We start from the raw sequence: 17,773 nt of genomic DNA on the forward strand, positions 1-17,773 counted from the left end.
CTAGCCGATGCGGCGATGCAGGAGAACCGCCCTTGTGCGTCGCAATGATGGCGCGCATGACCGGTGCGTGATGCATGTCATTGCAGGATCATCGACGCGGCAACCCGCGTCATCGCCGTGGGCGCCGACCCTGGAAACCGCGCGCCTGCATCTGGTGCCGCCCGCCGTCGCCGATCTGGAGGATGCGGCGGCGATGTGGGCGCACCCGGCCGTGTACGGGATGATCGGTGGCCGCCCCTTTACCCGCGAAGAGGTGTGGCAGCGGTTGCTCCGCTATATCGGCCACTGGCATCTGTTGGGATACGGCACCTGGACGATCCGCGCCCGGCAGGATGGCGCCTATCTGGGCAGCGTCGGGCTGATGCTGTCCCGACGCGCCACGATCCCGTCGTTCGAGGACGAGGTGGAGGCGGGGTGGACGCTGGTGCCGCACGCGCATGGACAGGGTTATGCGCGGGAGGCGCTGGGCGCGATGCTGACATGGGCCGACGCGAACGGGATCGCGCCCGTGCTGTGCATCATCGACGACGCCAATCTGCCCTCGATCCGCCTGGCCGAACGCTGCGGATTTCGGCCGGCGGGCACGGTTCAATATCGCGAACAGCCGGTGCGGCTGTTCCGGCGCGAAAAACCGCCCGTTCCGCCGCTTATGGAGCTATAGGACGGATCGTGACCGCGCTTTTCGCCCTTGCCGCCTCCGCCGTCGCTATGACCCTTATCGTCGGCGTCCGCTACCTGATCGCGTCCGGTGGTTTCGCCTTGGCGACGCGGCTGCGCCACCCGGGCCTGTATGCGGGCCTGGACAGGCAGATGCGTACGGAGATCGGGTGGAGCCTGGCATCCACCGCGATCTATGGCGTACCGGCGGGGATCGTCGCCTGGGGCTGGCGTGCGCATGGCTGGACCCGCATCTATGACGACATCCACGCCTTTCCGATCTGGTACCTGCCGGTGTCGGTGCTGTTGTACCTGATCGCGCACGACACGTGGTTCTATTGGACCCATCGCTGGATGCACCGGCCGGCGATGTTCCGCCGCGCGCATGCGGTGCATCATGCCAGTCGACCGCCGACCGCCTGGGCCGCGATGGCGTTCCACCCGATCGAGGCGGTGACCGGCGCTGTTGTAATTCCGCTACTGGTGTTCCTGATTCCGATTCATATCGCCGCCCTGGGTCTGGTGCTGACCATCATGACTGTTATGGGGGTAACCAACCATATGGGGTGGGAGGTTTTCCCACGAGTCCTATGGGCCGGGCGGCTCGGCGACTGGCTTATCACAGCAAGCCATCACCAGCGGCATCATGAGCGGTACGGGTGTAATTTTGGACTGTATTTCCGCTTCTGGGACAGGCTTTGCGGCACCGACGGCGGCCTCGGCGACTTCGGACGCGACCATGCCCGCGCGCGCAGGCGGGCGGTTCCGGGTTCGGCTGGCACTGGCGGCGTTGCCCCTGTGCGTCCCCCTGCTCCTCGGCGCCGCCCCCGTCGCGCGGCTTGATGTCGAGATCGACGGGATGCGTTCCGCCAAGGGGCTGGTGCGCATCTGCCTGACCGACGATCCGGGCAATTTCCCCAACTGCGTCGACGATGCGGATGCGGTGCGGCGGTCGGTGCCGGCGGGCCAGACCAGCATCCGCTTCGACGCGCTGCCGCGCGGTCGCTATGCGGTGGCGGTGATCCATGACGAGAACGGGAACGCCCGCCTCGACACCTTTGCCGGCATCCCGCGCGAAGGGTTCGGTTTCTCGCGCAATCCGGCGATCCGCTTCGGCCCGCCCCGCTTCGACGCGGCAAGGTTCGCGCTGGAGGGTGATGCAGAGATGCAACAGATTCGGATGCGTTACATTCTCTGACCCGCGATGCGGGAGCGATTCGCAATTGCTTGCGTTGCGCGCCTGTAACAATTCATTTCCCGTTCTTCTCGTTCGGAGCCTCCGATGCGTTTGACCTCGAATCTTGCTGGCGCACTAGCGCCGGTCGCGATCCTTTTCGCCCTTCCCGCAGCGGCGCAGGTCGCCGAAACCGCGCCGCCCGACGCGGGCGCGACCGCGACGCAGGTCGGCACCGCCGACATGTCCGGCGACTCGATCACCGTTGGCCTGGGCGCGGCCTATCTGCCGGATTACGAGGGGTCGGACGATTACCGCTTTGTGCCGGCGCCCGGCGCGATCGGGTCGTTCCGCGGCTTCAACTTCACGCTGGCGGGCAACCGGCTGAGCGTCGACCTGATCCCCGACGGTCGCGGCCCGACGATCGACATCCAGGCGGGTCCGATCGGCGTCATCAACTTCAACCGGTCGAGCACGAAGAGCATCGACGACGACCGCGTCAAGGCGCTGGGCAAGGTCGATACCGCGGTCGAACTGGGCGGTTACGTCGGCATCGGCAAGACGGGGGTCATCACCTCCGAATACGACCGATTGAGCGTCTCGCTCAGCTATCGCCACGATGTCAGCGGCACGCACAAGAGCGGCATCTGGCAGCCGACGGTGAACTACTTCACCCCGCTCAGCCGCAAGGCGGCGGTGGGCCTGTTCGCGTCCGCGGAGCATGCCGGCAACGGATATGCCGATGCCTATTTCTCCGTCACGCCGACGCAGAGCCTGGCCAGCACGCTGCCGGTCTATGACGCGGGCAAGGGGTGGAAGAACTACACGATCGGCGCGCTGGGCGCGGTGTCCGTCACCGGCGACCTGCTGCACGGGTTCAAGCTGGTCGGCAACGTCACGTACCGCCGCATGCTGAACGACTTCGCGGACAGCCCGTTGGTCAGCGTCGCAGGTTCGCGCAGCCAGTGGCTGGGCGTGCTGGGCGTCGCCTACACCTTCTAACCGGGCGGCCGCCAGCCGGGCTTGGCTGATCGGGGGTTCGTCAGCGGGCATGGGCTGATCCGGCCGTTGCGATCCGGCTACGGCTCGCATTGGATCGGGCTCCATCCGTCCCAGGCGGTCGTGCGGTTCATTTCCAGGCAAGGTCGGGCGTCCGAAAGCGACGTCCGGCCTTGCGTGCCGACCCGTAAACGCGCCAAGGCGTCTGGGTGTTTGGAATGAACGGCGGTTCGTCCGCCAGGGAGTTGGACCTGCCATGACCGACAGCGCGACCACCCTCGACGCGCTCGATGCGCGCGTTCGCCGCCGGGAAGGGCGGCGCGACTTCTTTCGGGCGGCAATCGGCGGGGCGGCCGTTGCCGCGGCTGGCGCGACCGCGCTCGGCATGGCGAGCGGCGCTGCGGCGCAGGCCGTCACCCTGACCGACGCCGACATCCTGAACTTCGCGCTCAACCTCGAATATCTCGAGGCGCAATTCTATTCCTACGCCGTCACCGGCGCCGGGCTGCCCTCCACCCTGCTAGGCGGCACCGGCACTCCGGGCGCGGTCACCGGCGGCAAGCAGGTGGCATTCACCGATCCCGTAGTGGCGCAATATGCGCGTGAGATCGCGGCGGACGAGCAGGCGCACGTGCAGTTCCTGCGCACGCAGCTGGGCAGCAGTGCGGTGGCACAGCCGGCGATCGACCTGGGCTTCACCGCCAGCAGTGCGTTTTCCAAGGCGGCGCAGGCGGCAGGACTGGTCACGGCCGGCACCGCGTTCGACGCCTATGCGTCCGACGAGAATTTCCTGCTCGCGGCATTCCTGTTCGAGGATGTCGGCGTGACGGCGTACAAGGGCGCCAGCCCGCTGATCAGCTCCAACACCTATATCGACGCGGCCGCAGGCATTCTGGCGGCGGAGGCGTTCCATGCCGGCCTGATCCGTCAGACGCTGTATGCCAAGGGGATCGCGGCGCCCTCGCTGCTGACCTCCGCCGACAAGATCTCGGACGCCCGCGACACGCTGGACGGGGCGCAGGACCTCGATCAGGGCATCTCCACCAAGCAGGTGGCGGCAACCGCGACGACGCCGGCGATCGATTATTCGAACATCGCGCCGACCGACCTGTACGGCCGTGCCTATAGCCGGTCGGCGGGACAGGTGCTGGGCATCGTCTATCTGAACGCCACCGCCGGCACGACATCGGGCGGGTTCTTCCCCGCCGGCGTCAACGGCACCATCAAGACCAGCAGCGCCAGCTGATCGGGCGGACGCGGAGGCACCCATGACCGACACCCAGACCCTTCTCGACACCATGGAAGCCGCCGGGGCGGAGCGCCGGGCGCGCCGCCGCTTCCTGCGCCTGTGCGGCGGTGCGGCCGCCATCACCGGCGGCGCGGCGCTGCTCAGCGCGTGCGGCAGCGACGATGGCGACAACGACAGCGGCAACGGCACGACGCCCGCGCCGACCCCCACGCCCAGCACCAATGTCGATGTCGACGTGCTGAACTTCGCACTCCAGCTCGAATATCTGGAAGCGAACTATTACTACAAGGCGGCCTTTGGTTCCGGCCTGAGCGCCGACCTGGTCACGGGCGTGGGCACGATCGGCACCGTCACGGGCGGCGCGGCGGTGACCTTCACCGACACGGCGGTGCGCAACCTGGCGCGTGAGATCGCGTATGACGAGGTGGCGCACATCACGTTCCTGCGTTCGGCGCTGGGCGGGCAGTCGACGGCGATGCCGGCGATCAACATCGCGGGCGATGCGACCGGCGCCTTCACCGCGGCCGCGCGGGCGGCGGGCGTGGTCGGCCCGAACGACGTGTTCAACCCCTATGCCAATGACGAAAGCTTCCTGCTCGGCGCGTATCTGCTGTCCGATGTGGGGGTCAGCGCCTATCGCGGCGCGGCGCGGTTGCTGACCAACAAGACCTTCCTGGAGGCGTCGGCCGGCATCCTGGCGGCGGAGGCGTATCACGATGCGGCGATCCGCGGGAACCTGTATGCCAAGGGGCTGACCCGGTCCGACCTGCGCACCAACACGGTGAAGATCAGCGACGCGCGCGACGCGCTGGACGGGTCGACCGACCTCGACCAGCCGGTGGTCGGCACGGACGGCACCAGCGCCAACATCGTGCCCACCGACAGCAATGGCCTGGTGCTCGGCCGCACAGCCGCACAGGTGCTGAACGTGGTGTACCTGAACAAGTCGGCGGTGAAGGCCGGCGGCTTCTTCCCCAGTGGCGTCAACGGCAGCATCTTCCAGAGCGGCGCGAACTGACGCACCGCCCGGTGGCGGCGGCGTGGCCGACCGCCGCCGGGCGAGTCCGGATCGCGGCATAACGCCCGGGCGTATGCCGGTGACGGCCGACCCGGTCCCATATCTGATCGCGTCGGCTTGGCTGTGGCGTCTGGCTGGCGAAATCGCGTGTCGCTGGTCGACCGCAACTGGGCTTAGGCTAGCCCGGACTTCCTGCCGTCCGACAGACCCCACGCCGCACCGCGCGGTTGCGCGGGTGCGCTTCCCAAGCTTGTCAAAGCCCTGTACAACCGCGTCTATCCCCGGGGAGCCCGCAGACACGGGCTGAGATTGGGCGTCGCTGCCCTGGACCCGCTGAACCTGATCCGGTTGACACCGGCGGAGGGAGGGAGCGGTCGCCATCCGGGTGCCTGCAAACTTCGCTCCGATCTTGGAGTGAGCATCCCATGGCCGATATCGACTCGCCGATCGAACGCGCTGCCCGCGATCCGATCGGTGTCACCACGGGGCCGATCCGTGGCAGCCGCAAGATCCATGTCGGCCCGCTGGGTGTCGCGATGCGCGCGATCGACCTGGACCCGTCCTGTGGGGAGCCGTCGCTGAACGTCTACGACACGTCCGGCCCTTATACCGACCCGAACGCCCGGATCGACATCATGGCCGGCCTGCCGCAGCTGCGCCGCCAGTGGATCGAGGGCCGGGGCGACGTCGAAAGCTATGACGCGCGCGAACTGCGGCCGGAGGATAACGGCCAGCTCGGCCCCGATCGCTCGGGTGGCGTGCCGCGCTTCCCGCGCGTCATCCAGCGACCGCTGCGTGCCAAGGCGGGCGCCAACGTCAGCCAGATGCATTACGCGCGGCGCGGCATCATCACGCCCGAAATGGAATATGTCGCCACGCGCGAGAATCTGGGCCGCGAGATGCTGCGGGACTATGTCCGCGACGGCGAAAGCTTCGGCGCAGCGATTCCTGATTACGTGACCCCCGAATTCGTCCGCGACGAAGTGGCGCGCGGGCGGGCGATCATCCCCAGCAACATCAATCACCCCGAATCCGAACCGATGGCGATTGGCCGCAACTTCCTGGTCAAGATCAACGCCAATATCGGCAACTCCGCCGTCGCGTCGAACGTGGCGAGCGAGGTGGACAAGCTGGTCTGGTCGATCCGCTGGGGTGCCGACACGGTGATGGACCTGTCCACGGGTCGCAACATCCACGACACGCGCGAATGGATCATCCGCAACTCGCCGGTGCCGATCGGGACGGTGCCGATCTACCAGGCGCTGGAAAAGGTCGGCGGCATCGCCGAGGAGCTGACCTGGGACATCTTCCGCGACACGCTGATCGAACAGGCGGAACAGGGCGTCGACTACTTCACCATCCATGCCGGCGTGCGGCTGCCTTATGTTCCGCTGGCGGCGAAGCGGGTCACCGGCATCGTGTCGCGCGGCGGATCGATCATGGCGAAATGGTGCCTGGCGCACCACAAGGAGAGTTTCCTCTACGAGCGCTTCGACGAGATCACGGAGATCATGAAGGCGTATGACATCGCCTATTCGCTGGGCGACGGCCTGCGTCCCGGATCGATCGCGGATGCCAATGACGAGGCGCAGTTCGCCGAACTCTACACGCTGGGCGAGCTGACCCACCGCGCGTGGAAGGAAGACGTGCAGGTCATGATCGAGGGCCCCGGCCACGTGCCGATGCACAAGATCAAGGAGAACATGGACAAGCAGCTGCAGGTGTGTGGAGAGGCGCCCTTCTACACGCTGGGGCCGCTGACCACCGACATCGCGCCGGGGTACGACCACATCACCAGCGGCATCGGCGCCGCGATGATCGGTTGGTACGGCACGGCGATGCTCTGCTACGTCACGCCCAAGGAGCATCTGGGCCTGCCGGACCGCGACGACGTGAAGGTCGGCGTGGTGACGTACAAGCTCGCCGCGCATGCTGCCGACCTGGCGAAGGGGCATCCGGCGGCGAAGATGCGCGACGACGCCTTGTCGCGTGCACGGTTCGAGTTCCGTTGGCGCGACCAGTTCAACCTGTCGCTGGATCCCGATACGGCGGAATCGTACCACGACCAGACGCTGCCGGCGGAAGGCGCGAAGACCGCGCATTTCTGTTCGATGTGCGGGCCGAAATTCTGCTCGATGAAGATCTCGCAGGAGGTGCGCGAGTTCGCCGCCAAGCAGAACGCACCGGTCGAAAGCTTCGTCGCCGCCGAGAATGCCGAGGCTGGCATGGCGGAGATGAGCGAGCGTTTCCGGGAAAAGGGCGGCGAGGTCTATCTGCCGGCCGAGTGACCGGCCCAGGCCCGGCAGGCGGAGCGCTCAGGCGCCGCCTGCCGGGTCGTTACCGCTTAGCGGATGCCGCCGCCCAGCGTGCGGTACAGCGTGACCAGGTTGTCCGCGCGGGTCAGGCGCGTGGTCACCAGGCTCTGCTGCGCGGCATAAGCGGCGCGCTGCGAGTCCAGCGTGTTGAGGAACGAGTCCACGCCGGCCCGGAAGCGGGCGTCCGACAGCTTCGCCGCCGTCTGTGCCGCGCCGGCACGGGCGGTCTGCGCCGACACCTGTTCGTCGATCGTGCCCCGCTGCGCCAGCGCGTCCGCGACCTCGCGGAACGCGGTCTGGATGGTCTGTTCGTACGTGGCGACCGCCGCCTGCTGCGATGCGCGGGCATAGTCCAGATTGCCCCGCCGCTGCCCGCCGTCGAACAGGGGCAGCGATACGCCAGGCGCGCCGGTGTAGGTGAAGCTGCCGCCGCTGAACAACTTGCCGAGCGACGTCGCCAGCGTCCCCACCGTCCCGGTCAGCGAGATGGTCGGAAAGAACGCCGCGCGAGCCGCGCCGATATTGGCGTTCTGCGCGATCAGCTGATGTTCGGCCTGCAACACGTCGGGACGCTTCAACAGCACCTCCGACGACAGCGCACCGGGCAGCGCGTCCAGCGTGTACGGGTTGCTGCCCAGCTCGCCCGGCAGCATGTCCGCGGTGACGGTCGTGCCGACCAGCAGGTTCAGCAGGTTCTGGTCCTGCGCGATCCGGGTCTGGAACGCGGCAATGTCGTTGCGCGCCGACTGGTAGTTGGTTTCGGCCTGACGCACTTCCAGTTCGGAACCGACGCCGATGCGGAACTGTGCCTGGGTCAGGTCCAGCGTCTGCCGGTAGGTCTTCAGCGTGCTTTGCGACAGGCGCAGCTGTTCCTGGTCGGACGCCATGGTCAGCCATGACGAGGCGATCTGAGAGATCAGGCTGATCCGCGTCGACCGCTGTGCCTCTTCCGATGCGAATACCTGTTCCTGCGCGGCGCGGGTCAGGTTGCGCAGGCGGCCGAACAGGTCCAGCTCGAACGCGGAAAAGCCGGCGGTGACCGAATACGCCTCGATGTTGGTGGTGCCGCCCGTGCCGACACCCGCGCCAGCACCGGCTCCCGCGCCCGCACCGACGCCAGTACCGGTGCCGGCACCCGTTCCCGTTCCCGTGCCGCTACCCGCGCCGGCACCGCCGGCCGACGCGCCGGTCGCACCGAAGATATTGTTGGTATAGGTCGCGGTGCCGCTGACGCCGGTGGTCGGCACCAGCGCGCCACGCTGGCTGATATATTGCGCGCGCGCCTGAAGGATGTTCGCCGCCGCGACCCGCAGATTGCGATTGTTGGCGAGGCCGAGTTCGATGGTCGAGCGCAGGCGCGGATCCACGAAGAAATCCTGCCAGCCGATCGCGGACACATCCGCCGCCGCACCCATCGCGGTCGGATAAGCACCGCCCTGCGGCAGTTCCGCAGGCACGGCGCCGACCGGGCGCACATATTTCGGCGCCAGATTGCAGCCGGCCAGCATCGCCGATGCCGCCAGCGCGGTGGAAAGAAGAAGCTTGCGCACGCCTTATGCTCCCTGCGGCTCCGTGCCGCGGTCATGGGAAGGATGGTGGTCGTCGGGCGCGTCGTGGTGGGCCGTCTCGCCATGCTCGCCCGGCCGGTCGCCGTCTCGACGGCCGTGGCCGAACAAGCGGGCGACGACCACGAAGAACACCGGGATCAGGATCACGCCCAGGATGGTCGCGGACAACATACCGCCGACCACCGCGCGGCCGATGGCGTTCTGGCCGCCCGCACCCGCGCCGGTGGTGATCGCCAGCGGCAGCACGCCGAACACGAATGCCAGCGACGTCATCAGGATTGGCCGCAGTCGCAGCTTGGCCGCCTCGATCGCCGCGTCGAACGCGCCCATGCCCATCGCCATGCGTTCCTCCGCAAATTCCACGATCAGGATCGCGTTCTTCGCGGACACACCGATCGTGGTGATCAGGCCGACCTGCAGATAGATGTCGTTGTTCAACCCGGTCAGCGACGCCGCCAGGATCGCGCCCACCACGCCCAACGGCACGACCAGCAGCACCGCGATCGGCACCGACCAGCTTTCGTACAGCGCGGCAAGGCACAGGAACACGATCAGCAGCGACAGGCTGTACAGCGCGGGCGCCTGTCCGCCGGACAACTGCTCCTCATAGCTGAGGCCGGTCCAGTCCAGTCGCGTGCCGGGCGGCAGCTTCGCCTGCATGTCCTGCATCGCCTTCAACGCGTCGCCCGATGAAACGCCGGGCGCGGGCTGGCCCAGGATTTCCATCGAGGGCAGGCCGTTATAGCGGGTCAGCTGCATCGGTCCTTCATGCCAGCTGAGCGTGGAGAAGGCGGTGAAGGGGACCATCGCCTCGCTCGCGCCGCGGACGTACAGGCTGCCGATATCCTCCGGCTTCTGACGGTACGGCTCGTCGGCCTGGATGTAGACGCGCTTGACGCGGCCACGGTCGATGAAGTCGTTGACGTAGGAACCGCCCCACGCCGTCGCGATGGTGTTGTTCACCGCCGACAGGTCGAGGCCGAGCGCGCGCGCCTTGTCCTGATCGACCTCGACGCGCAGCTGCGGCGCATCGTCCAGGGCGTTGGGGCGCACGCCGACCAGCGACTTGTTCTGCGACGCCATGCCCAACAGCTGGTTGCGCGCAGCGAGCAGCTTTTCGTGGCCAATGCCGCCCTCGTCGACCAGTTGCAGGTCGAACCCGGTCGCATTGCCCAGTTCCTGCACAGCCGGCGGGATCACCGCGAAGATCAGACCGTCATTGTAGCGCGCCAGCACGCCCATGGCGCGACCGACGATCGCCTGTGCGCGGTTTTCGGCACCGGGGCGATCCTTCCACTCCTTCATCGGCATGAAGGCGATGCCGCTATTCTGTCCTACACCGGCGAAGCTGAAGCCGTTGATCGTGTACACGCCGCGGATCGCGCTGCCCGCATCCTTCAGGAAGTGGTCGCGGACCAGGTCCAGCCCCTTCTGCGTCCGCGCGGTGGTGGAGCCGGAGGGGCCCTGCACCAGCGCGATCATGACGCCCTGATCCTCGTCCGGCAGGAAGCCGGAGGGCAGGCGCGTGAACAGGAAGACGAGGCCCAGGACGATCAGCGCATAGGCGATCAGCGACCGGCCCCAGCGCCTGGCGGAAGAGCGCACGCCGCGCTCGTAGCGGTCGCGACCCCGATCGAACCGGTCGTTGAACCAGCGGAAGAACCGCGCGAGCAGCCCGTCGCCTTCGGTCTTCTTGGGATCGTGCGGCTTCAGGATGGTGGCGCAGAGTGCCGGCGTCAGGATCAGGGCGACCGCGACCGACAGCACCATGGCCGACACGATGGTGATCGAGAACTGGCGATAGATCACGCCCGTCGATCCGCCGAAGAACGCCATCGGCAGGAACACCGCCGACAGGACGGTCGCGATGCCGATCAGCGCGCCCGTGATCTCGTCCATCGATTTGCGCGCCGCATCCTTGGGACTGAGCCCCTCGGTCTGAATCAGGCGCTCCACATTCTCCACCACCACGATGGCGTCGTCGACCAGCAGGCCGATGGCGAGCACCATGCCGAACAGCGTCAGCGTGTTGATCGAGTATCCGGCCGCCGCCAGCACCGCAAAGGTGCCGGTCAGCACAACGGGCACCGCGATCGTCGGGATCAACGTGGCGCGGAAGTTCTGGAGGAAGAGGAACATCACCAGGAAGACGAGGACCACCGCCTCCACCAGCGTTTCCACCACCTGCTCGATCGACAGTCGCACGAACGGCGAGGTGTCGTATGGGAAGATGACCTTCACGTCAGGCGGGAACGACTTGGCGATCTCGTTCACCCGCGCCTTCACCGCGGTCACGGTGTTCAGCGCGTTGGCGCCGGGGGCCAGCTTGATGCCGATGCCGGACGCCGGCTTGCCGTTCCATTGTGCGGAGAAGCTGTAGTTCTCGGCACCGATGGCGACGCGCGCGACATCGCGCAGGCGTACCACGGACCCGTCCGCATTGCTCTTCAGCCGGATCATGCCGAACTGTTCGGGCGAGGTCAGGCGCGACGACACCGACACGGTGGCGTTCAGCATCTGCTCCTTGGGCGCTGGCTGGGCGCCGATCTGCCCGGCGGACACCTGCGCGTTCTGAGCGGTGACGGCGCTCGTCACGTCCGCCATGGTCAGCGCGTAATTGTTGAGCTTCAGCGGGTCGACCCAGATGCGCATCGCATATTGCGAGCCGAAGATCTGGGTGTCGCCGACGCCGGTCACGCGCGACAGCGGGTCCTGGATCTTGGACGCGACATAGTCTGCCAGGTCGTCGGCGTCATGTTCGCCGGTTTCCGAATATAGGCCGACGAACAGCAGGAAGTTCTGCGTCGCCTTGGCCACCAGAATGCCCTGGCGCTGCACCTCCTGCGGCAGCAGGGGCGTCGCCGCCTGCAGCTTGTTCTGTACCTGGACTTGGGCGATGTCCGGGTCGGTTCCCTGCTCGAAGGTCAGCGTGATGGTCACCGTGCCCGCCGAGGACGACGAGGACGAGAAGTAGCGAAGGTGGTCGATCCCCTTCAGCTGCTGCTCGATGATCTGGGTGGTGGTGTTTTCCAACGTCTGCGCGTCGGCACCGGGATAGGTGGCGGTGATCGCGACCGCCGGAGGGGCGATCGCGGGGAACTGCGCGATCGGCAGGCTGCGGATCGACAGCAGGCCGGCGATCATCACCATGACCGCCAGCACCCAGGCGAAGATCGGGCGTTCGATGAAGTAACGCGACATGGGGCTTACTTTCCTGCCGAACCTTGGGCCGGTGCCTCACCCTTGCCCTGGCCGGCGGCGCCGGGCTGAGCGGGCTTGGCGTTCGGGTTGAAGGGGGATGGGGTCACCGGCATGCCGGGGCGCAGCATCATGCCGCCCTCAACGATCACGCGGTCACCGGGCTTCACCCCGTCGCTGACGATCCAGTTGTCGCCCTGGGTGCGACCGGTGGTCAGCGTGCGCACCTCCACCTTGTTGCCAGCGCCGACGACCATCACGGTCGCCCGCCCACGCTCGTCGCGGCCGATCGCGCGCTGCGGGATCAGGATCGCCCGCGACTGCGTGCCCTCGGGCAGGACCGCGCGCACATACATGCCCGGCAGCAGCAGCCCGGACGGGTTCGGCACCACCGCGCGGATGGTCTGCGATCCAGTCGTCGGGTCCACCGTCACGTCGGCGAAGCGCAGGGTGCCCTCCACCGGATAATCATTGCCCGACTCCAGCTTCAGCCGGACGCGGGCCGCACCGCCGCGCCGCACCTGACCGGCGAGCATCTGTTCGCGCAGCTTCAGGATGTCGGACGAGGATTGCTGGATGTCGACATAGATGGGGTTCAGCCGCTGGATCGTGGTCAGCGGATCGGTCTGGCTGGCGGTCACCAGCGCGCCCGTGGTGAACAGCGAGCGCCCGATCCGGCCGGAGATCGGCGCGCGGATGGTGGAGCGTGCCAGGTCGATCTGCGCGGTGCGCAGTGCCGCCTGCTGGGCCGCGACATCGGCCTGCGCCTGCGCGGCGGAGGTCTGCGCGTTCTCGAACTCCTGCCGGGCAATCGCGTTGATCTTCACCAGCTCGCCATACCGGCGCGCCAGCGCCTGGGACGATGCGATCGCGGCGCGGGCGCGGCCCAGCGACGCCCGCGCGCTGGCGACCTGTGCCTGATAGGGGGAGGGGTCGATGCGGTACAGGGGCTGTCCGGCGTGCACCGTGTCGCCCTCCTCGAACAGGCGGGCCTGGATCAGGCCGTTCACCTGCGGGCGCACGTCCGACGTCTCGAACGCACTGGTCCGGCCGGGCAGTTCGGTGGTCAGCGACACCGGCTGGTTCGTCGCGACCACGAAGGACACCGGCGGCGGGGGTGGCGGCGGCGCCTGTTGCTCCGACTTGCCGCACGCCGCGAGCGTGAACAGCGCCGTGGAGCCGATGATTCCGGTCAACCGCTTGAACAACATGCCAATTCGCCTGGGAATGTGAGAGTGATCGATCACTCTGGACGCAGCTACTCCACGCCCCTATGTCTCGTCAACACCAGTTGGAGAGATGAAGTGTCGCCCGCAGGCTGCGCGAGCAGAAGTGAACGTGCCAACCAACGCCGCGAGCATATCAAGGAGGTGGCGCGACGCCTGTTCGTGGAGCACGGTTTTCATGCAACGGGTATCGCCGCGATCGCGCGGGAATCGGGCGTCGCCGTGCAGCAGCTTTATCGCGACTTCCCCTCCAAGAACCACATCATCGCCGCCATCGTCCAGGTCGATTGCAAGCAGGTCGCGAACCTGCCCGCGCTGGATGTCGCGTTGGACGCGCACGACAAGCAGGGCATCGAGGGCTGGCTGTCCGACTGCGTCCATACCCATGACGACGAATCCGACCGGCTGTTCGTACAGATGGTGGCCGAAGCGGTGCGCAATCCCGATGTCGGCCACGCCATCCGCACCGCCAAGGATGGCGTGATCCGCGGTGTCGCCCGCGCGTTCGCCGGATTGGGCGGCGCGGATGCCGTCAGCGATCGTCACCTGGCGCTGGCGCGGGTCTTTTCGACATTCTTCATGGGCCTGGTCAGCATGCGGGTCGTCAACGGCGAAACGCATGAGGAAGAGGCCGACTTCATCAAGGACCTGATCGTCGAGCTGGCCTATGCCTTGGCGACGAAGTCCTGTTCCGGCACCTTTACCTCCGTGGCACCTGATTTCGACACGGACGAGCTGGCGGTCGGTTCCGGGTGCTGCGCGCACGCCCCCGCAACTGCCCCCGACAAGGTCGCGCAGGTTCAGGACAGCTGACAACGGACACGCTGTCCGGGACGGAGTCCCGCCTTATCGCCGCAGCCGATTGCATGACCAGTGCGTTCGGATGCCGTGTTCGCGCTCCTCCTCGCCGCCCTTGTGCCTGTCGCCCCATCACCCCGGCCGGCGGCACCGCCCCACTCGGCGGCATCGATGCTTCGATCCGATCCAATTCTTTTCCGGCACGACCGAGGGGCAGGCGCGGCTGAAGATCATGTTCCGACGCGGTCGCGCGGTGCAGGTGCGCGGTGTCGGACGGCAGGACGCGGAAGGCACGCTGATCCTCGACCAGCGCGTGGCGCAACAGGGCCGGCCAGCGACCATGCGACAATGGCGCATCCGCCAGGTCGCGCCGGGGCGCTACGCGGGCAGGCTGTCCGACGCGGCGGGGCCGGTCGTCGGGGAGGCGGAGGGGGATCGTCTCCACCTGGCCTATGCCGCAAAGGGCGGCGTCCGGATCGATCAATGGCTGGTCCTGTCGCCGGACGGGCGCAGCGCGCGCAACCATCTGGCCGCGCGCAAACTGGGGCTCGTCGTCGCGCGGCTGGATGAGGTGATCCGCAAGGTCGACTGAGGTCTCGTCGCCGGGCATGTGTTGAGTGTGCCTATAAGCTACTCCGATCAGATCCGCTCGGATCGTCTCGGCATGCGAGGGTGCAGGGCGCACCTCCACCGGAGTCGGAACGCGGTTAGCCGGAAATCGTTACGCCGCTCACACGAATATATAGGAGGGACGCGTCATGGCACAGGCATCGGACATCCGCCCGCATATGGAAGTGCTGGGCTCCGACGGCATCCATGTCGGGACGATCGATCATGTCGACGGCGACCGCATCAAGCTCACGCGCAAGGATTCGAACGACGGCGAGCACCATTACCTGCCGCTGTCGGACGTCGTTCGCGTCGACGAGCATGTCCATGTCGGAACCACGGCCGCCGCGATGGGGTTGCTTGCAGTGGCAGGCGCGACCGGGTTCACGGCGGATCATGGCGCCGCGCCGTTTCCGCCGGTGAAGAACCGCCAAGTCGAGGGTGCGCGCCCGCGCGGCAATTATTACCTACCCTGGATCGTCGCGCTGATCGGCCTGTTGCTGTTGTTCCTGCTGTTCCGCAGCTGTGCCTCGCATGAGCAGGCGACAACGACGACGACCACCACGGCCGCGACTGACACCGCCGCCCCGGCCGTCGCGCCACTGCCGGTGGAGGCGGTGAAGCTGCCCAATGGCCGCTCGGTCGATCTGGCGCCGAACACGCTAAACTATGAGCTTCAGCGGTACCTCGCCTCCAACCAGCCGACCCCGCGCACCTTCACCTTCGACAAGCTGAACTTCGACACGGGATCGGCCGCGATCCGAGCAGAGGATGCGGGAAATGTCGACGCACTCGCCCTGATCCTGGCCGCCTATCCCAAGGCGCGCGTGACCGTCACCGGATACACCGACGCCCGCGGATCGCAGCCGTTGAACGCACAGCTTGGCGCACAGCGGGCGCAGGCCGTGGCCACGGCGCTGACCGGCAAGGGGATCGACAAGGGCCGCATTGCCACCGCGACGGGTGGTGAGAGCGACCCGACCGATACCAACGCGACGGCTGGTGGTCGTTTCGAAAACCGCCGCAGCGAGCTGACCGTCACGGCCAAGTAATTGTTCCTCCAGCGCCCGGCGTGCGTCGGGCGGTGGACTTCATGTGTAGCGGTCCGTCGGTTTGCATTGCGATTTTGCTCAACGTGGCGGTACCAAGGCTAAGCCTTGGCTGAATCCGTTGTCCCGACGATCACCGTCCCGACGATGCTATGGCCCAGGCCGATGGCGCGGTTCGCGAGCGCGGACTCCATCCGCAGATGAGGCAAAAGGTGCCGTGCCGGAACCGGGCCAGTGGCTGTTCGGGCCGGCGAATGAGCATTTCGCAGGATGATTTCGCCGCCACATAGAAGCACGTTACCAACGACGTTCTCTGCGCTGGCAGCAAACCCAATTTGGGCCGCAACGCCTCGAACACAGCAAAATAGTCCCATGTCATGGAGAATTGCGGGAAGACCAAAGGTGTTTCGCCTTGCTCGGCGGCGACCAGACGCTCGGCCTCGCCAAGACACCTGTTTAGGCTACGCAAGAAGCCACGCGCCTCGATCGTCTCGAGCAGCGCCTTCACCTCGGCCGTCAGGGCGGCGTCCACCGACCGTGCTTCTGCCCGCCGTAGCGACCAGTCGCGGATGCTGGTCAGTCCACCGCCGAGAAGGACCCCGCCGACGCCCCACAAAGCGGGTATGGTGCTGCTGAATGTTGGCACGTCGCGTGTTTAAAAGCGGAGAGGTCGGGCGCAACGGCTGTCCGGTCCGATCTGGATAGACGTAATGCGAAGGCCGGAGCCTCTCTCCGCGAGCGGAAACGCGAACGAAGCTTCCGCTCTCCGCCCGGTTCCGCTGATAAGAGCAGGGGCTTGGTGACGAACTAGCCGTGGCACCAGTCCGCGCGGTGCGCATCTGTTGCCGTCAGGAAAGTCGTTCAATCTGTTAAGGGTATGCGGCGGATAGACCCGTGGCGTTCAGGCAATAACGGGGAGACAGACGCCGAGGCCACGACTTCGCTGCTTCCCGCTCTAGCCGGCTGGAGGCGGCGATACCGAACGTGTCGATACCACCGCCTGCCTTGCCTCAGACGCGGATTTCCCCTTCGTCCTCGCCGTCCCAGTAATGCACCCGCTCGGCATGCACCTTGATCAGGACGATGCCGGGGGTGTTGATCCCTTGCGGAAAGTAGATCTCCAGGTCCTTGGTCCAATGCGCCTCGAACGCGGCCTTGTCGCGGATCAGTTCGCCCTGGCCCTCGATCGTGATGAAGAACGGGCGCTGACCGACGATGCCGCTGCTGCCCTGGTACGACAGACCGACCTTCGGATCGCGTGCGATGTCGGAAACCGAACGTGCCGAGTCATAGGCGAAGAAGAAGCTGTCACCGTCATATTCGACGTCGCGGTTGTTGCTCATCGGCCGCGCGGCGATGGTGCCGCCATCGCCATGCGTCGACAGCGTGCAGTAATCGATCTTGGCCATCTTGCTGGACAGGTCGGCGAGGGTCTTGTAGGCCATGTATCGGAACTCCTGGTGGAAACGCAGGAACAACGTGCCGGCCGTGCCGAGGCTCCCTCGCGCGATTCCTGTCAGCGCTTGCGGACGAACTCCGCGCGCAGCACCAGGCCCTTGATCCCCTCGAACCGGCAATCGATCTCCTGCGGGTCGCCGGTCAGGCGGATCGACTTGATCAGCGTGCCGCGTTTCAGCGTCTGGCCCGCACCCTTGACCTTCAGGTCCTTGATCAACGTCACCTGATCGCCATCGGCCAGCAGGTTGCCGAGCGCGTCGCGCACCTCGACGCTGTCGTCGCGCGCGGGCGGCGGCGCATCGGCGGCGGCGACCCATTCGCCGCTCGCCTCGTCATAGATATACTCTTCGCTCATCGCGTTCACAGCTTGCTTGTCAGTTCGGGGATCAGGGTGAAGAGGTCGCCGACCAGACCGATATCGGCGACCTGGAAGATGGGGGCGTCGGCATCCTTGT

Annotated in this window: 16 protein-coding genes and 1 riboswitch; of the genes, 10 read left to right on the forward strand and 6 right to left on the reverse strand. The window is 66.8% G+C overall.

Annotated features, from left to right (window positions below; translation table 11 throughout):
* The first annotated feature begins 70 nt into the window (after positions 1-70).
* From BMX37_RS15130 to thiC, 7 genes are all read left to right on the forward strand, one after another.
* Positions 71-661, forward strand: coding sequence for a GNAT family N-acetyltransferase (locus BMX37_RS15130; RefSeq protein ID WP_093666631.1), 591 nt, complete (start codon positions 71-73; stop codon positions 659-661).
* 47 nt (positions 662-708) lie between these two features.
* Complete coding sequence (locus tag BMX37_RS15135; protein WP_093666585.1) at positions 709-1,500, forward strand: sterol desaturase family protein; 792 nt, start codon at positions 709-711, stop codon at positions 1,498-1,500.
* On the forward strand, positions 1,448-1,855 hold the full coding sequence (locus BMX37_RS15140; RefSeq protein WP_280139260.1) for a DUF2141 domain-containing protein: 408 nt from the start codon (positions 1,448-1,450) through the stop codon (positions 1,853-1,855). The genes BMX37_RS15135 and BMX37_RS15140 overlap by 53 nt, the downstream gene beginning before the upstream one ends.
* An 84-nt stretch (positions 1,856-1,939) precedes the next feature.
* Entirely contained in the window at positions 1,940-2,833 is an 894-nt protein-coding gene (locus tag BMX37_RS15145) for a MipA/OmpV family protein (RefSeq protein ID WP_093666587.1), read from the forward strand.
* A gap of 253 nt (positions 2,834-3,086) precedes the next feature.
* On the forward strand, positions 3,087-4,076 hold the full coding sequence (locus BMX37_RS15150) for a ferritin-like domain-containing protein (protein WP_093666588.1): 990 nt from the start codon (positions 3,087-3,089) through the stop codon (positions 4,074-4,076).
* Between the two features lie 22 nt (positions 4,077-4,098).
* Entirely contained in the window at positions 4,099-5,097 is a 999-nt protein-coding gene (locus tag BMX37_RS15155) for a ferritin-like domain-containing protein (protein ID WP_093666589.1), read from the forward strand.
* Between the two features lie 272 nt (positions 5,098-5,369).
* A riboswitch (TPP riboswitch) is annotated at positions 5,370-5,480 on the forward strand.
* A 42-nt stretch (positions 5,481-5,522) separates the two neighbouring features.
* Entirely contained in the window at positions 5,523-7,385 is a 1,863-nt protein-coding gene (gene thiC, locus BMX37_RS15160) for a phosphomethylpyrimidine synthase ThiC (protein WP_093666590.1), read from the forward strand.
* Positions 7,386-7,441: 56 nt separating this feature from the next.
* On the opposite strand, the gene BMX37_RS15165 is transcribed toward thiC, so the two are convergent.
* The 3 genes from BMX37_RS15165 to BMX37_RS15175 are packed head-to-tail and all read right to left on the reverse strand — an operon-like array spanning position 7,442 to position 13,389.
* Positions 7,442-8,920, reverse strand: a complete 1,479-nt coding sequence (locus tag BMX37_RS15165; RefSeq protein ID WP_093666632.1) for an efflux transporter outer membrane subunit — start codon at positions 8,918-8,920, stop codon at positions 7,442-7,444.
* Between the two features lie 45 nt (positions 8,921-8,965).
* A complete protein-coding gene (locus BMX37_RS15170; protein WP_093666591.1) occupies positions 8,966-12,181 on the reverse strand; it encodes an efflux RND transporter permease subunit in 3,216 nt (1,071 codons plus the stop codon).
* Between the two features lie 5 nt (positions 12,182-12,186).
* Positions 12,187-13,389: an efflux RND transporter periplasmic adaptor subunit gene (locus BMX37_RS15175; RefSeq protein ID WP_093666592.1), complete on the reverse strand. Its 1,203-nt coding sequence runs from the start codon at positions 13,387-13,389 to the stop codon at positions 12,187-12,189.
* Positions 13,390-13,548: 159 nt separating this feature from the next.
* Here BMX37_RS15175 and BMX37_RS15180 point away from each other — a divergent pair, with 159 nt between their 5' ends.
* The 3 genes from BMX37_RS15180 (at position 13,549) to BMX37_RS15195 (ending at position 15,863) form a co-directional block, all read left to right on the forward strand.
* Positions 13,549-14,217: a TetR/AcrR family transcriptional regulator gene (locus BMX37_RS15180; RefSeq protein ID WP_244501626.1), complete on the forward strand. Its 669-nt coding sequence runs from the start codon at positions 13,549-13,551 to the stop codon at positions 14,215-14,217.
* Positions 14,218-14,287: 70 nt separating this feature from the next.
* Complete coding sequence (locus tag BMX37_RS15185; RefSeq protein WP_170841993.1) at positions 14,288-14,794, forward strand: DUF3833 family protein; 507 nt, start codon at positions 14,288-14,290, stop codon at positions 14,792-14,794.
* 166 nt (positions 14,795-14,960) lie between these two features.
* Positions 14,961-15,863 carry a DUF2171 domain-containing protein gene (locus tag BMX37_RS15195; protein WP_425288468.1) on the forward strand — a complete coding sequence of 301 codons (903 nt, stop codon included), beginning with the start codon at positions 14,961-14,963 and terminating at the stop codon, positions 15,861-15,863.
* Between the two features lie 130 nt (positions 15,864-15,993).
* Here BMX37_RS15195 and BMX37_RS18550 read toward each other — a convergent pair whose 3' ends face one another.
* The 3 genes from BMX37_RS18550 to BMX37_RS15205 all read right to left on the reverse strand — a co-directional run bounded on the left by BMX37_RS18550 (position 15,994) and on the right by BMX37_RS15205 (position 17,673).
* Positions 15,994-16,392, reverse strand: coding sequence for a hypothetical protein (locus tag BMX37_RS18550; RefSeq protein WP_139198101.1), 399 nt, complete (start codon positions 16,390-16,392; stop codon positions 15,994-15,996).
* 478 nt (positions 16,393-16,870) lie between these two features.
* Positions 16,871-17,305 (reverse strand): pyridoxamine 5'-phosphate oxidase family protein, encoded by a 435-nt coding sequence (locus BMX37_RS15200; RefSeq protein WP_093666594.1) that lies wholly within the window; start codon positions 17,303-17,305, stop codon positions 16,871-16,873.
* Positions 17,306-17,376: 71 nt separating this feature from the next.
* A complete protein-coding gene (locus tag BMX37_RS15205; RefSeq protein WP_093666635.1) occupies positions 17,377-17,673 on the reverse strand; it encodes an alkylphosphonate utilization protein in 297 nt (98 codons plus the stop codon).
* Positions 17,674-17,773: the final 100 nt, after the last annotated feature.

The organism is Sphingomonas gellani, assembly GCF_900110035.1.
Taxonomy (GTDB): Bacteria; Pseudomonadota; Alphaproteobacteria; order Sphingomonadales; family Sphingomonadaceae; genus Sphingomonas; species Sphingomonas gellani.